Consider the following 15,145-nt stretch of genomic DNA (forward strand, 5'->3'; position numbering starts at 1 on the left):
ATGAAATTCCTGTTCCTGGTACTGGCACTTCTGGGGTACGCCAGCGCCGATGCCCAAACCAGGGGAAAGCAAAATACCAACTACCGGATTGTGATCATGACAGATATGACGCATGATGACGGTAATTCGCTGATCCGGTATCTGTATTACGCCAGTGATTTTGATCTGGAAGCGTTGATCGTGACGCCCCAACTGCCGGATTTTAATCATAATGCTGAACAGCCCTGGCAGAAGGCACAAACCATTCTGAACGGCTACCGGACGATTCTGCCGAATTTGCTGAAACATTCGCCCAATTTCCCGACCTATGAGGCCCTGCAACAGGTGACCCGAAAAGGGCGGGGCGCTTTACCCATAATCTGGCTGACCAACGAAAAGAAGTTTGCCGGTAAGATTGCCGGCCGCTATGTAGAGAGCGCCTGGGGTGACATTCGGTTTGACGACTGGATCGGGGAGGGCAATACGCCCAACGGAGAGCCTAAAGATTCGGAGGGCAGTGAGTTTTTGCAGCAGGTTTTCAGCAAAGACGATGATCGTCCGATTTTTGTGCAGATGTGGGGTGGTCCCATCACCTTCGTGCAGGCGCTGTACCGGTACCGGGAGCGGCAGGGCGAGGAGAAGTACCGCCGGCTGCTGCGAAAGCTCCACGTGTTTGGCATTACGCTACAGGACATAACGTTTGACTACCTGATTGATCTCGACGCCGTAAAGGCGCTGAAATGCACCAATATGGGTACGGTTACCTCTACCTTCTCGGGGAAACGGTCGGAGCCGGGCCGGCTGCTGTTCGACGGCGGTCATTTCTGGCGGTATATCACCGTAATGAAACCCGAGGAGGTGAACCGCAATGATGCTATGGCTGCAACCTACGATCATGGGGGCGAGGGCGATACCCCGGCCTTTCTGTACCTGCTCAGCGGATTTCTGGGCCTGAACGATCCGCTCGACCCAACCCAGGGTAGTTGGGGTACCCGGTTTGTGCCGATGGGAGGGACTTTCCCTCAGGGGTACTACAGCACCTGTGGCGTAGAACGCAGCGAACTGGAACGCTGGATTCCGGATGCAAAAAACAGTTTTCTGGCCCGGATGCAATGGTCTACCCACGGCCCGGCCGAAGTGAATCATGCGCCCACCCCGGCGTTTGGCAAAGACCGGTCTAATGCGGTGGTGTATAAACGCGTGGTTCCGGGTAAAACCTTAACGCTGGATGCCTCGGCCTCGACCGATCGCGACGGCGATAAGCTGTCGTACCGCTGGTATCCTTATCCGGAAGCCGGCTCCTATACCAAGCCAATCAAGTTGGAGACGTCCGATTCGCCGGTGCTGACCTGGACGGTACCGGAGGATATTGGCGACAACGCTATTCATCTGATTCTGGAAGTGCGGGACAACGGTTCTCCCTCGCTCGTTGCCTATCGGCGTGTAGTGGTACGGAAAAAATAGTCGTTTCGCATTACCTACAAGGATGAGCGTGTCATCCAGACAGGTGTTCGCAAAAATCGTAACTTTATGAAAACCGAACCGAGGTCTTGCCATGATCTTACGTGATGTTCTGCCGAGTCCGGCCCTGCGGGAGTTTGTCCGATGCTACCGGATTGTCCATCTCGAATTTACTAAGGCAGACACCATTCCCATTAAAGCCTATCCGCCGAAACCCGAACAGTGCCTGCACTTTTTTTTGCGGGATTTTTACGCTACCCAGGGAGCAGGTGAAGCGATAAAGCAACAGCCCGACATACTGCTGGCGGGGCAGCGGACTGCGCTGGTGAGCCAATTGACCGGACCGGATTTCATCGATGTACAGATCGTGTTTCAACCAACGGCGGTTTACCGGCTCACCGGCATACCAGCCTACGAATTAACCGACCAGCATCTGGATGCTACATTCCTGTTTCCTAAGCGAATCCAGCAAACCCTGGCGCAGCTTCAGGCCGCAGGCACTTATACCGAAGCACTCACCATCGTGGAAAACTTTGCCCTGGAATTAGCCCGTCAGGTTCGTAAAGACAAACAGCGTCTGGATGCTGTTTGCCGGCACATGATTCAGGAGGGGGGTAGGCGTTCGATGGATGAGTATGCGGATGAAGCCTGTTTTTCTCCGAAGCAGTTTACCCGGAAGTTCTTTGAACGTACGGGGGTGAATCCTAAAACATACGCCCGCATCATTCGCTTCAACCGGGCGTTCAATTTAAAGAACCAATATCCCCAAACGGATTGGCTTAGTATCGCTATTGACTGCGGGTATTGCGATTACCAACACCTGGTCAAAGATTATAAGGAGTTTACCGGCCTAGTGCCCAATGAGCTTCATCGGTTAGAGAGCCAATCTCCGGAGCGCATCCTGGGGCTGACCGACACGCTGTATCGGGAACGGGTTGAAGGTATTGTGTAAGTTGAAATGTCCTTTTTTTACCAGTCGCCAGCCCGGCTCTCTGCTACTTTTGTTCGCACAATCTGGTTTATGGCAATCCGAAAATTGCTTTACTTCTAATCATGTTAGTGATGAACACCCCGACTTCTTCTTCAGATAAGACGTATATTCTGGTTCATGGTGCCTGGTACGGTGGTGGCTGGTGCTGGCATAAAGTAGTGCCTCTGTTAGAAAGCAGGGGATATGCAGTTATACCTGTTGATTTACCGGGATATGGGCAGGATACCACACCGGCCGCCAGTGTAACGCTGGATGATTATGTGACAACGGTTCTGGATGTTGCCGGTTCTGTAAAGGGAAAGGTGGTGCTGGTAGGCCATTCATTGGGAGGGGCCGTGATTTCGCAGGCCAGTGAGTTTTTGGGACCAGAGAAAGCAGAAAAACTCGTATACGTGGATGCCTTTTTGTTGAGGAATGGAGAGTCAATTCTGGCCCAGGTTCAACAACTGGCTGAAGCCAGCAAAGCAGCGCCGGAACCTGCTGCGGAACAACTGGCAGCTGATTACCTGATTTTCTCTGATGACCAGAAGACCTGCCTGGTCGATCCGGCGAGGATGCAGGAGGTATTTTGCCACGATGCTCCGGCAGAGGATGTGGCCTTAGCCAAAGCCAATCTGCGTTGGCAACCCGTAGCCGGGCTGGCTACCCCGATCAGCGTAACAGATGAGCGGTATGGGGTTATTCCTAAAGTGTACATTCGTTGTACCAAATCCAGAGACCTGGACCGGCGAAGTATTGTGCAGCATGTGCCTTGCCAACAGGTATTTGAACTACCCAGTAGCCATTCTCCTTTCTTCTCTATGCCGGACAGGTTAGCGGCTATTTTAGAAGAGGTGTATTGAACCCTGCTCGCTGCTCGTCACGCTCGTCCGCGTTTGTAACGCGAGATGGGTAAGGTTAACGTCTGTGACGCGATAATTAACTCGCATTACAAATGCGCACCTCGCCCGTCTCGCTTTACAAACGCGAACGAGCGTGAACGAGCGTGACGAGCAGCGAGCGTCAAAAATGGCAAGGTGCAATAATGAATATCGGTGAAAACAGACCTGATTCGCTAACTTTGGAGGATATTGCCACGGGCAACGCTCCAACTATATGGTCTGTTTCTATACTATTCCAAAAGCAGGTAACTCCCTTTTTCGGTGGCTGCCGCTTCTTTTTTTAGTTCTCACCTCTGCCTGTACCCAAAAAATGACGCCGGTTAAAGGACCCGCCGTAGAGTCCGGCGTGTCGCAGGAACTGGCGAAGTACCGGAAACAGACCCTGAGTCGGCTCGGCTATTCGCTGCAGTTTGGGATTCCTGCCGGAAAAGAGCAACCGATTCCCGCTTCGGAAACTATTACGTTTCACTGGCAGGCGGGCAAGGCTCCGGTACAGATCGACTTTAAAGAGCAACGGGACCACCTGCATAGCGTATCGGTCAACGGCCGTGAGATTCCGGTTGTTTTTGAAAGTGAGCATATCCTGATTGCCCCGGCCTATCTGAAACCGGGTGCAAACCAGGTCAGCATTCGCTTTACGGCGGGCGATCTGTCGCTGAACCGCAACGAGGAGTACCTGTACACCCTGCTGGTGCCCGACCGCGCCCGTACCCTCTTCCCCTGCTTCGACCAGCCCGACCTGAAAGCGTCCTTCACGCTCACCCTCGCTGTGCCTGAAAACTGGCAGGCCATGAGCAACGGGGCCGTGCAGGATTCCAGCCGGCAGGGCAACCAGACCCGTATCCGCTTTGCGCCGTCCGATACTATCAGCACCTACCTGTTCTCGTTTGTGGCCGGCAAGTTCGAGCGGGTCACAAAGACGCTGAACGGCCGGACTATGCACTTCCTCCACCGGGAAACCGATCCGGAGAAGATTCGCCTGAGTATGGAGCCCATCTTCCAGATCCATGCCGATGCGCTAACGTTTCTCGAAGCATATACCCAAATCCCTTACCCATTCCGGAAGTTTGATTTTGTGGCTATTCCGGATTTTCAATACGGCGGCATGGAGCATGTGGGGGCGATCCAGTATAAGGCAGCGAACCTGTTTCTGGACGGTGGTGCCACGCGGGATCAGAAAATCAGTCGGGTCACGCTGCTCGCCCACGAAACGGCACATATGTGGTTTGGCGATCTGGTGACCATGCGGTGGTTCAACGATGTGTGGACCAAAGAAGTGTTTGCCAATTTTATTGCCGATAAGATTTCACAGGTGAGCCTGGCGGATTCCAACTACGACCTGGAGTTCCTGATTGCGCACTTCCCGGCCGCGTACGACGTCGACCGCACCGAAGGCGCTAACCCCATCGGGCAGCCGCTGGCTAATCTGCAGGAGGCCGGCACGCTGTACGGGGGCATTATCTATCACAAGGCTCCCATTATGATGCGGCAGTTGGAGCGGCTGATGGGCAAAGACGCGCTCCGCAACGGCCTGCGCGAGTACCTGAAGAAATACGCCTACGGCAACGCGTCCTGGGCCGACCTGATCGCCATTCTGGACACCTACACCCCCGCCGATCTGAACGACTGGAACCATGTCTGGGTCAACGAAACCGGTCGGCCCCGCTTCGACTACCGGCTGGAGATGAGCAACAACAAAATCTCGCAGTTCGTTATTTCGCAGAAAGGCGAAGAGGGTTCCGCCCGTATCTGGCCGCAATTGTTTGAAGTGGCGCTGGTGTACCCCGACCGGGTCGAGGAGCTTACGGTGAATATGCGTCGGTCGCAGGTAACGCTTAGCGAGGCCGTGGGTAAAGAGAAGCCCCTGTTTGTGCTGTTCAACTCCTCCGGGCAGGGCTACGGCCTGTTTCCGGTTGATCCGGCGATGGTGCCGCATGTAGCCAGTCTGAAAAATCCCGTGATGCGGGCGGCTGCGTACATTACACTTTATGAGAACATGCTCAGCGGGCAACTCATTACGCCGGATAAACTGCTTGCCACCTATCAGGCTCTGCTCCCCCACGAACCGGAAGAACTGAACCTGCGGCTGCTGACCAGCCAGCTTTCCAATCTTTTCTGGCGTTATAGCCGTCCGGAAAACCGGCCATCGCTGGCGCTGCAACTGGAGAAGGCTTTCTGGCAGGCGATGGAAAACGAACCGGCTCCCAACAAAAAGAAATTGTTGTTTCAGGGCTACCAGAGCATCGCCTTCAGCCGCGAAGCCCAGGACCGGCTATTCACCATCTGGCAGGAGCAGAAAGCACCGGCGGGCGTTCGGCTGACCGAAGACGATTATACCGCCCTGGCGCTTACCCTGGCCGTCCGTGACTATCCCGTAACGGGGCTGCTGCTGCAACAGGCCGACCGCATCAACAATCCGGACCGCAAAAAACGACTGCTGTTTATGATTCCCGCGCTATCGTCCGATATGCAGGTGCGCGATGCCTTCTTCGCTTCCCTGAAAGACGAAAAGAATCGGGAGCGCGAAGCCTGGGTAACGGCGGCTTTGGGGTATCTGCACCATCCGTTGCGGGCCACCACCTCGGTCCGGTACCTGCGCGAAAGCCTCGACCTGCTGGAAGAAATCCAGCGCACCGGCGACATCTTCTTTCCGGAATCCTGGCTACGGTCGACGCTGAGTGCCTACCAATCACCGGAGGTGGCTACGCTGGTGCGTACCTTTCTGAAGGAGCGGCCTGGTTTTAATCCCCGCCTGAGGGCTAAACTGCTGCAAGCGGCTGATAGTCCATTCCGGGCTGCCCGGTTGTTGTACAAAGCGGAGTAGCGGCAGGATAGGTTGTCCCTGGCCGTTTTCAAGGATTATCGTTATCTTTATATCCACTGCCGGAAACTTCATTCGGTAGAAAGATCATTACGCTATGGAAACGCCTTATCATGATTTAATTGAGGAGTATCAATCGGAAGACATAATGTCGGTAAACCATTCCCGGATTATCCACCGTATGAGTGTGGCGCTTAACCGCTATGAAGATCAATTTGATATTCTCCCTGAACTTGAATTAGAGCTTTCTACCGGCAAGTGTAAGCCGGATGTGTCGGTCTTTCCAAAAATGCCGGTCGATTGGCTGAATGATATTGTTTATTATAATCAGCCCCCCATTATTGCTATTGAAATATTATCTCCCAGACAGGCGCTCAACGAACTTACTGATAAAGCATATAAGCAGTGCTTTCCGGCTGGCGTACAAACGGTGTGGTTAATCATTCCGGTGCTGCAGGTGATCCATATCCTGTTGCCGGACGGCTCAAAACGGATTTTTAGCGAGGGTTTATTAATCGACCCAGTTACAAGTATCGAGCTTAATCTGGCTTATATCTTCAAATAAGGTCTTCGGGATTTGTCCGGATTTCCAGCCGATAGCCTACACCATGCACGGCGGCAAGCCGGACAGATGAATCGGCCTGCAGGAGCTTGCGCAGGCGGGAGACAAAAACATCGACGCTGCGGCCGACAATGATGCCCTCGTCTTCCCAAACGGATTTAAGAATATACTCCCGCTCCAGCACCTGGTTAGGATGGCAGACAAACAGGTGCAGCAACTTAGCCTCGCGGTACGTCAACTCGTGCCGGATGGCACCGGAAAGCAGCGTTTGGTTCGCTGGGTCGAAGCTGGAACTGCCAAATCGCAGGAGCTGGGGTTCTGCGGCAGCTACTACCGGAGCAACGGCGACCTCGCCGGTGGGTACCGCTTTTCGCCAGACGGTATAAGCCACGCCGGCCAGAAGACTGCCGACCGCCAGTGCCCACCAGATCGACGTCTGGGGTGGAGCGGCTTCGGGAGCGGCAAAGGTTACATTAAGGGTATAACAGCCGAGTTGCTGGTCACGGCCTCCGCAGGGTACAGGGTCTTTTCCGCTGAGGTCGCGCACTGTATAGCCCAACTGTAGTTCGCCGTTGGCACAATCCAAGACCGCAACGTTGTAGGGGATATTGATTTCATGCAGGGCAAAGGACTCCTGGAGCAGGGCCGGTAAGGTCTCGTAGGTAAAGGCTCGTTCCAGCCGAACGGCAAAGGTATGGTCGTCTGCCTGCTGAACGGGCGGAATGCGGGTGGTAGAGTCCCCGGCATTACGTAGGAGGTGGTGTGCGGTACGCCGGAGGGCCAGATTGGCTTTTTCGGCAAAGCGGTAATTGTCGGTGGTGGTGGGTGTTAGTTGAATAAACAGCGGCAATAGAAAGCAGACCGGCAGAACGCCGATGATTCCGAGTAGTGGGCGGTACAGTAGGCTGGCGGCTTTTTTCATGATGAGGTTGGGAGAAGAAGGGAAGGTTTCACGCAAAGACGCCAAGGCGCAAAACGGTTCAGGGATCTTATGCACCTTAGCCCCTTTGCGTGAAACCTATCAACAACCCTGGCCCGGCGGCACCAGCCACAGCCAGATTATATTGACCCTCACAATGCGCTTTGCCGCTTTATAGGCGGGGCTGACCGGCTCAATAACCAGATTATCGCCGGGTATGGCCCGAACAAGCGCCCGGTAAATATCCAATTCGTAAAACACCTCATTGCTGTCAATATTGTCGATGCTTACACTTGTTCCACCGCGTTGGCGATAGATACGGAATGGGATACAAGCCGGTTCGGCAGATTCCGGATAGTTGGCTACCAACCGGAGCATACCCCGGCTGCGTACCGAAAAGAGGGCATACTCCAATGGCCTGTTGTTCAGCAGCAGCGATGTGGAGGCCGGCAGGCTGAGGTTATCGTCGCCCGGCCGGCTGTGTTTCGCCCAGGCCACATGGGCAATGCTGGTTGGCCAAACCCACGCAAAGGTAGCGATCAGGAACAGGGCTGTTTTCATTGCACCAGTATTTCGTTGTGGGGTAAGGCGTAGCGGTCGTCGAGCGTTAACAGAACAATATAGTCACCTTTCCGGCATTTTGCCAAAACCTGCTGAATATCAACCTGCCGAAGGCTTTCTTTTGAATAAAGCAGTAAAGTTTTGGTGTCCTTGTCGCGGATGGCCACCTGGAACGACAGTTGCTCCACCTTTTTGCTCTCGGTAGGGGATAAATCGACCGTATGCAGCGTCAACGGCCCGGTGGCAGTGGCCGATACAACGCACTTACCGGTTGGGGTGTATGCATTAACCACCATTTTGTTGCCCAGAAAGGCCGCCGAACAGTGCGTAAAGGTGCCCTGCCCGCAGCACAGGCCAGATAGCAGGCAACTACCCAGGAAAAGGACAAATAGACTGGCAATTTTCATTTTCTTCGTTTGTTTGGTACAACGAAGCGAATGTAGAATGCAGGCCGGCAAGTGCCGGTAAAGGCTTGTAAAACCTTGTAAAGGAATTGTAAAACCTTTGTTTTGGGCAGCAGCGCCCGGTATAGCCCGTTTGCAAACCCGGTACCAACTCACCGGACTGGTTTTGGAGCCCCGCCCGGGAGGAGCGGTTACGAGGCAGCCGTATTGGCCGACTGGTAGATGCGGTCGACAATGTCCATCAGGGTAGCTCCCTGCCCGGCAGTACAGACATTGGATGGCTTGCCCTGGCAGGCGTCCAGAAAGGCTAGGGTGTTCTTTAGCTGGATGTCTTCCGGTGCCAGATAGGGAAAGTGAATATCGGCCAGTTCGCCGGCCACCTCGGTATGGAGCGTAAACGGGAACAGGCTGACCCCACCCCGGCTGCCGAAGATTTCCAGATTCCGGTCTTTATCGGCCTGGTTATTCAGGGCAAAAGAAGCCGACAGCATAATGGACACGTTGCCGGAGAACGACAGGTATGCCATACAGGCATCTTCTACCTCAAACGTGCCGGGGTCCCAGGCACCCATCAGCCCTTTGCCGCCGGTTTTGCCGATCAAATCATAGGTATTGCCCAGCACCTGAATCGGCGGAGTATAATCGAAGGCGCAAAGCGCCAGGTCGAGTACGTGAACCCCCAGGTCCATCAGCGCCCCACCGCCCTGCATGGCCCTGTTGGTGAAATAGCCCCAGCCCGGTATGCCTCGCCGGCGCAGAAACCAGGCCCTGATGTGGTAAATATCGCCCAGCCGCCCTTCCTCTTTACAGCGCATCAGGAGCGCCCACTCCGGCGTTTGCCGCAGTTGCAGATTATAAGCCAGCGTCAAACCAGCCTGCGCAGCCCGCTCTGCCATCTCGCGGGCTTCGGCGGCCGTCAGGGCCGGGGGCTTTTCGCAAAAAACATGACAGCCCTGGGCTAGTGCCTGCATGGTGTATGCATAATGCAGACTGTTGGGAGTACAGATCACCACTACATTGGGCGAACACTGCCGGTACATGTCGGCCGCATCAGCAAAGGCGTGCGGAATATGGTGTTTGTCGGCCAGGGCGCGGGCTTTGGTAAGGTCGCGGCTGCAAACGGCAACAATTTCTGCCAGACCGGCAAGTTGCTGCATGGCCGGAATATGGTTTTTGTCGGCAATACTGCCCCCACCGATAACGGCGACCCGAAAAAGAGACATAAGCGTGCTGGATGAATCAGTCGGTAAATCAATGCAAGCTAATCGGTATTTTGTACGATTCAACCGGACGATTACGCACCTCATTGAAAAGTTGGTGCTATCTTTCTGATAATTAATCATCTTTGCCCGTCCTGAATACCTAACTCTGTCTGTGGTATGGAAGTCTTTCTGCTGGTTATTCTGCTGGTGCTGGTGCTGGTTGTCAACAACCGGTTTTCCGACCTGAAACAGCTTCTTCAAAAACAAACCGATGAACTCAGCCGGCTCCGCGAAGATTTTATAACCTTCCGCAGCCTGTCTGCTCCACCTGCCGTTCCGCCGGCAGCGGTGGAGCCGGTAGCCCCGGTGGTGGTTGAGCCTGGCGTACCGCCCCTGATTGGTACTGAGCCGGAGCCGGTCTCCGCACCCGTTGAGGCCATTGCTGACGCACCCGGACCGCCCGTAGCGGCAGGGCCGGCAGTGGTGCCTCCGGTGTCGGCTGAACCTGTGCTGCCGGCGGCCCCGCTTCCAGCCCCACCGCAGCCTTCGTTTGTTCAGCGTTTTCTGAGCGACAACCCGGACCTGGAGAAGTTCATCGGCGAAAACCTGATGAACAAGATCGGTATCGCCATTCTGGTGCTGGGTATTGGGTACTTTGTCAAGTTCGCCATCGACCAGCAGTGGATCAGCGAAGCCGGCCGGGTGTTTATCGGCATCCTGGCGGGGGGTATCCTGATCGGGCTGGCGCATCGGTTGCGGCAAACCTTCGCTGCATTCAGTTCGGTGCTGGTCGGGGGCGGGTTATCGGTGCTGTATTTTACCATTGCCATTGCGTTTCATGAGTACGGACTTTTCAGCCAGACCGTGGCTTTCGGACTTATGGTAGTCATTACAGCGTTTTCGGTGCTGCTGTCGGTGGCCTATAACCGGGTCGAACTGGCCGTGGTATCGCTGGTTGGTGGGTTTGCTACGCCGTTTATGGTCAGTACCGGTGCCGGCGACTACCGGGTGCTGCTGACTTACATACTGATCCTGGACCTGGGCATGCTGGTGCTGTCGTACAGCCGCAAATGGAACCTGGTGCATATTGTTGCCTATGCCTTTACCCTGCTCTTATACGGCGGCTGGCTGGGTAGCGCCGTTATTGGCGAACCAAACGCACCGTATGCGGCTGCGCTGGCGTACGGTACGGTCTTTTACAGCCTGTTTATGGCAATGAACATCATTTATAACCTGCGGACAAAAGCCCGGTTTTCGGCCCTGGAGATTTTTCTGCTGCTTAGCAATACCTTCTCGTACTACACCGCCGGTATGCTTATGCTGGCAAGCATCAGCCGGGGATTCTACCAGGGGATGTTTACGGTGGCCCTGGCAGTGGTCAATTTTGGGCTGGCGTATAGCCTATACCGTCGGGAGGCCGTCGACCGTAACCTGATCTACCTGCTTATCGGGCTGGTAATTACGTTTGTGAGCCTGGCCGTGCCGGTGCAGCTGGAGGGTAACTTCATTACTATGTTCTGGGCGCTGGAAGCCGTGCTGCTGCTGTGGTTTGCGCAGAAGTCGGGCTTACGGCCGGCGGCTTCCGCATCGGTGCTGGTGTTGGGTCTGATGATCATCAGCCTGAGTATGGACTGGTCGGCGCTGTACGGCGCGGCTTCAACTCCTCCGCTGCCGATCCTGCTCAACAAAGCTTTTGTAACCAGCGTCATTGCCGTTGCCGGCTTAGTGCTTACGCGCCGGCTGCTGACAAGTCAGGCTGCGCCCATCTCATTCTGGGTTGGGCAACTGGAGGTCGATACCTACCGCCGGGTCGTAAACTACCTTACCGGCGGAGCCGTGTACCTGGCGGGTTCGCTGGAGCTGAACTATCAGGTGATCACCGCCGTCGGCTTCGGGCCTAACCGCACCCTTGTTATGGGCAGCTACAACCTGCTCTTTATCCTCGGCCTGCTGGGCCTGGCTCAGCGCAATGGGCAGCGGACTAATCTGTTGCGGGCGGCCGGGCTGGGGGTAGTTGGCATCCTGGCGTACCTGGTGACGTTTAATCCGGCCGTTATGACGTTGCTGAACAATTATTTCCTCTATACCGAACCCAGTTTTCTGGGCTTCCCGGTGCATTATCTGAGTCTGGCCGCCACGGTCGGCATTCCGGCGTGGCTGATCCGGAACCGGTCACGGCTGGAACCGCTGCCGGCCCGGCTGTTGCAACTCTGGCCCTGGGTGGTGGGGTTTGTGCTGCTGATTATCGCCAGTTCGGAGCTATTTGCCCATGTCATTGTGCTCAACTTCTCGGGCGCCGAAAAGGCTGGGTTTGCTGCAGACCCGCAGCGGCAACTGGATGCCATCAGCCGGTTTGACAGCCTGCTGACGCAAACCAACAAGGTGGGACTGCCCATTCTATGGGGCCTCTGCGCGTTTCTGTTTATGTGGGTGGGCCTGAACCGGAAGATCCGGCCGCTCCGGATTCTGTCGCTCAGCCTGTTTGCCCTAACCCTGCTGAAACTGTTTCTGTACGATTTGCGGGGCATTTCGGAGGGAGGGCGCATTGCCGCCTTTCTGTCGCTGGGCGTACTGCTGCTGACCATCTCCTTTATGTACCAGAAAATCCGGAAGCTGATTCTGGCCGATGATTCCAATGCTTCCCTGGTTCAATCCGACTAAACCATGCACCGATACGGTTGGGTATTACTGAGTTTATTCCTGGCCGGCGGGTTGGTAAGCCGGGCGCAAACGTTCCGGCAGCGGGCTGAGATAAGCGCCGTTACCACGCCCGGCTACTACCGGATTTTGCTGCCTCCGGCCGTGGTGGGTGCCCTGAACGAGGCCCTGACGGATGTCCGGCTCTACGACAGCAGGCAACGGGAGGTGCCGTATCTGCTCAGTCGTCAGCTGCCCCGGCAGCAAACGCAGCTCAGGCCGCTGCCGGCGGTCAGCCAGACCGTTACGCCCCGCAGCACAACCACATGGGTGGTGCGGAATGCCGCTAAAAGCCGGATTACCGCCCTGGGCGTAACCATCCGGAATACCAATGTCACCAAACAGGCCCGGCTGAGCGGCAGCAATGATACGCGGTTGTGGTATGCTATTGAGGCTGATTATCGGCTGGAGCCTACCCGCAGTGACACCACAACCTCGGCCGTGAAGGTTCTCGATTTTCCGCTGAGTGACTACGAATACTACCGGCTGGAGATCAATGATTCGCTGACTGCCCCGCTAAACATCCTGAGCGTAGGGATTTTTTCCAGTAATCAGGAGGCCGGCACCTACCGCGAAATCCGGGGGCTTACGTTTGTTCAGCACGACAGCAGTGCGCTTCGCAAAACGTTTCTCCACATTACGCTGCCCGATACGGCCCGGCTCGATAAGCTAAGGCTGCTGGTGCAGTCGCCAGGCCCGTACCGGCGCAGCGCTGAGGTGATGGTAGGCCGGCAGCGCCGGGGGAGGAGGGGACCGGTTACGCCTGTTTTTGAGACCATCCGGACGTTTGAGCTCAGCGCTGCGGGTGACCAGACGGTGTATCTGTCCGGTCTGCGAGCCAGGAAGGTGTATGTGGTTGTGGACAATCAGGACAGCCCTCCGCTCACGATCAGGGGTGTGCAGGCGTACCAGGCCGACGTGTACCTGATTGCCCGGCTGGACGCCGGAACGCCTTATCACCTCCGCTTCGGCAATCCATCCGTCCGGCCACCGGTCTACGACCTGGTTTATTTCAGGGACAGCCTGCCGGCCCGGTTGCCAATAGTGACGGTAACGGGTGTCCGGTCGGAAAAGCCCACCGGCACGCCCGATACAGCCTCTTTCTTCAGGCAACCCTGGATACTCTGGCCGGCCCTTAGTCTGGTGCTGCTGCTGCTGGGACTTCTGTCGTACCGGATGCTAACTGAAATGAACGGAAGTCGGGAAAATGCCTGATTTGCTGCGGATTGGACTTGCATAACTGCCGACTTTTCCTGAAATTTCTACAAACCTCGCTAAACCCGTTATGAATCCGTCTGCCTCCCTGTCCGACCTGTATTCGTTTCAGTGCTACGCCGGTCCCGATGCCGGAAAAACCATTGTGCTGACACCCAATCTGCGCCTGCTGCTGGGCACCGGCAGTCAGAGCAGCTACATGCTTACCGACCCGAACGTTTCCGATCAGCACCTGATGGTGTTCTTTGATGGTGCCCGAATCCGTTTTGAAGCCATCGGCAACCAGCCTATTGGGCTCAATGGGACGTCGGTCATGGCCGGAGAACTGAGTACCGAAAGCGGAGACCTCCAGATTGGCTCTTCCCGCTGGCGGCTGCAACGACCCATGCCGGCCGGCAGCCGGTTTTCCCCTGGTGTCGGCAGCGCACCCGAACACTCATTCACCAATCAGTTCCGGCGCATATCCAATATCGCCGGTGTTGATTCGCTGGATAACGATTTTAACCTGAAAGCCATCTTCTCCCGAATCGGCGAAAAGCGAACCGACGCAGACATTGAACGAGCCTTTACCGTTGGTACCTACGACACCACACCTCCGCTCGCATCCATAGCCGCCAACTGGCCGCAGCCGTGGCTCTTCGGGCGCATTGCCGTTATTTCTCTGCTGGTCTTCTGGGGGTTATACGTTGGTGTGGCGCAGTTCGGCAACATCATTGTGGTGCCGGGCCTGTTGTTTGTCGGTGCGTTTGCCGTACCCTTTGCCTGCCTGATTTTTTTCTGGGAAATGAATGCTCCTCAGAATGTATCGCTGTACCAGACTGTAAAGCTCCTTTTTACCGGTGGGATTCTGTCCATCCTGATTTCCCTGTTGTTTTTCAGCAATACCGAGTTCCTGTCGAGCTGGCTGGGAGCCTCCAGCGCCGGTATTGTGGAAGAATCCGGCAAACTGCTGACGGTACTGGCCCTGATGCGGCATAAACGACAATACCCCTGGATCCTGAACGGACTGCTGTTTGGGGCGGCCGTCGGCACGGGCTTTGCCGCTTTTGAATCGGCCGGCTACGCCTTTGTGGCGCTGCTGGCCGACGGTTCGGTCAGTGATGCCCTGGGCAGTATTGTGCTGCGGGGTATTCTGGCTCCGTTTGGTCACGTGATCTGGACGGCCATTACGGCGGCCGCCGTCTGGCGCCTGAAAGGCTTCGGCGAGTTTAAATGGGAGCTATTGCAGGAAAAGTCGTTTATCCGGTTGCTGATTGTGGTCATGACAATGCACATGCTCTGGAACGCTGACTTCAGTCTGCCCCTTGTTCCGACGCTGTTCGGCATTCAGGTGAAGCACCTGCTGCTGGGGCTGATCGGCTGGATCATCGTGCTCAGTCTGATTCAGGAAGGGCTGAAACAAATCAAGACGGCCCAGACAGAAAGGATGAGCCGGCCTTACTAAGCAGCAGG

At 55.7% G+C, this 15,145-nt stretch carries 12 protein-coding genes; 8 read left to right on the forward strand and 4 right to left on the reverse strand.

Going from position 1 to position 15,145, the window contains the following annotated elements; all coding sequences use genetic code 11:
* The 5 genes from ABD931_RS00380 (at position 1) to ABD931_RS00400 (ending at position 6,698) form a co-directional block, all read left to right on the forward strand.
* The gene (locus tag ABD931_RS00380) at positions 1-1,443 is read left to right on the forward strand and encodes a DUF1593 domain-containing protein (protein ID WP_345262781.1); all 1,443 of its coding nucleotides are present in this window, start codon (positions 1-3) and stop codon (positions 1,441-1,443) included.
* A gap of 91 nt (positions 1,444-1,534) precedes the next feature.
* Positions 1,535-2,392, forward strand: coding sequence for a helix-turn-helix domain-containing protein (locus ABD931_RS00385; protein ID WP_345262783.1), 858 nt, complete (start codon positions 1,535-1,537; stop codon positions 2,390-2,392).
* 110 nt (positions 2,393-2,502) lie between these two features.
* Positions 2,503-3,273 carry an alpha/beta fold hydrolase gene (locus ABD931_RS00390; RefSeq protein ID WP_345262785.1) on the forward strand — a complete coding sequence of 257 codons (771 nt, stop codon included), beginning with the start codon at positions 2,503-2,505 and terminating at the stop codon, positions 3,271-3,273.
* 349 nt (positions 3,274-3,622) lie between these two features.
* On the forward strand, positions 3,623-6,136 hold the full coding sequence (locus tag ABD931_RS00395; RefSeq protein WP_345262787.1) for a M1 family metallopeptidase: 2,514 nt from the start codon (positions 3,623-3,625) through the stop codon (positions 6,134-6,136).
* Between the two features lie 94 nt (positions 6,137-6,230).
* A complete protein-coding gene (locus ABD931_RS00400; RefSeq protein WP_345262789.1) occupies positions 6,231-6,698 on the forward strand; it encodes a Uma2 family endonuclease in 468 nt (155 codons plus the stop codon).
* Here the strand turns inward: ABD931_RS00400 and ABD931_RS00405 are convergent.
* The 4 genes from ABD931_RS00405 to ABD931_RS00420 form a co-directional block, all read right to left on the reverse strand.
* Positions 6,691-7,617, reverse strand: a complete 927-nt coding sequence (locus ABD931_RS00405) for a winged helix-turn-helix domain-containing protein (RefSeq protein ID WP_345262791.1) — start codon at positions 7,615-7,617, stop codon at positions 6,691-6,693. The genes ABD931_RS00400 and ABD931_RS00405 overlap by 8 nt on opposite strands.
* A 99-nt stretch (positions 7,618-7,716) precedes the next feature.
* Positions 7,717-8,175: a hypothetical protein gene (locus ABD931_RS00410; protein WP_345262793.1), complete on the reverse strand. Its 459-nt coding sequence runs from the start codon at positions 8,173-8,175 to the stop codon at positions 7,717-7,719.
* Positions 8,172-8,582: a hypothetical protein gene (locus tag ABD931_RS00415; protein ID WP_345262795.1), complete on the reverse strand. Its 411-nt coding sequence runs from the start codon at positions 8,580-8,582 to the stop codon at positions 8,172-8,174. Before ABD931_RS00415 ends, ABD931_RS00410 begins: the two co-directional genes overlap by 4 nt.
* 188 nt (positions 8,583-8,770) lie before the next feature.
* Entirely contained in the window at positions 8,771-9,802 is a 1,032-nt protein-coding gene (locus tag ABD931_RS00420; RefSeq protein WP_345262797.1) for a Gfo/Idh/MocA family protein, read from the reverse strand.
* A gap of 156 nt (positions 9,803-9,958) precedes the next feature.
* Between ABD931_RS00420 and ABD931_RS00425 the strand changes: the two genes are divergently transcribed.
* From ABD931_RS00425 to ABD931_RS00435, 3 genes are all read left to right on the forward strand, one after another.
* Positions 9,959-12,442: a DUF2339 domain-containing protein gene (locus ABD931_RS00425; protein WP_345262799.1), complete on the forward strand. Its 2,484-nt coding sequence runs from the start codon at positions 9,959-9,961 to the stop codon at positions 12,440-12,442.
* A gap of 3 nt (positions 12,443-12,445) precedes the next feature.
* Positions 12,446-13,693, forward strand: coding sequence for a hypothetical protein (locus ABD931_RS00430; protein WP_345262801.1), 1,248 nt, complete (start codon positions 12,446-12,448; stop codon positions 13,691-13,693).
* A gap of 70 nt (positions 13,694-13,763) precedes the next feature.
* Positions 13,764-15,137, forward strand: a complete 1,374-nt coding sequence (locus ABD931_RS00435; protein ID WP_345262803.1) for a PrsW family glutamic-type intramembrane protease — start codon at positions 13,764-13,766, stop codon at positions 15,135-15,137.
* The last annotated feature ends 8 nt before the right edge of the window (positions 15,138-15,145 follow it).

Origin of the sequence: Nibrella viscosa (assembly GCF_039541875.1) — a bacterium.
GTDB lineage: Bacteria > Bacteroidota > Bacteroidia > Cytophagales > Spirosomataceae > Nibrella > Nibrella viscosa.

Coding starts and splice junctions, on each gene's coding strand:
- ABD931_RS00405 (WP_345262791.1), bottom strand. CDS start 7,617: ATGAAAAAAGCCGCCAGCCTACTGTACCGCCCACTACTCGGAATCATC.
- ABD931_RS00385 (WP_345262783.1), top strand. CDS start 1,535: ATGATCTTACGTGATGTTCTGCCGAGTCCGGCCCTGCGGGAGTTTGTC.
- ABD931_RS00420 (WP_345262797.1), bottom strand. CDS start 9,802: ATGTCTCTTTTTCGGGTCGCCGTTATCGGTGGGGGCAGTATTGCCGAC.
- ABD931_RS00400 (WP_345262789.1), top strand. CDS start 6,231: ATGGAAACGCCTTATCATGATTTAATTGAGGAGTATCAATCGGAAGAC.
- ABD931_RS00415 (WP_345262795.1), bottom strand. CDS start 8,582: ATGAAAATTGCCAGTCTATTTGTCCTTTTCCTGGGTAGTTGCCTGCTA.
- ABD931_RS00410 (WP_345262793.1), bottom strand. CDS start 8,175: ATGAAAACAGCCCTGTTCCTGATCGCTACCTTTGCGTGGGTTTGGCCA.
- ABD931_RS00390 (WP_345262785.1), top strand. CDS start 2,503: ATGAACACCCCGACTTCTTCTTCAGATAAGACGTATATTCTGGTTCAT.
- ABD931_RS00380 (WP_345262781.1), top strand. CDS start 1: ATGAAATTCCTGTTCCTGGTACTGGCACTTCTGGGGTACGCCAGCGCC.
- ABD931_RS00435 (WP_345262803.1), top strand. CDS start 13,764: ATGAATCCGTCTGCCTCCCTGTCCGACCTGTATTCGTTTCAGTGCTAC.
- ABD931_RS00395 (WP_345262787.1), top strand. CDS start 3,623: ATGACGCCGGTTAAAGGACCCGCCGTAGAGTCCGGCGTGTCGCAGGAA.
- ABD931_RS00425 (WP_345262799.1), top strand. CDS start 9,959: ATGGAAGTCTTTCTGCTGGTTATTCTGCTGGTGCTGGTGCTGGTTGTC.
- ABD931_RS00430 (WP_345262801.1), top strand. CDS start 12,446: ATGCACCGATACGGTTGGGTATTACTGAGTTTATTCCTGGCCGGCGGG.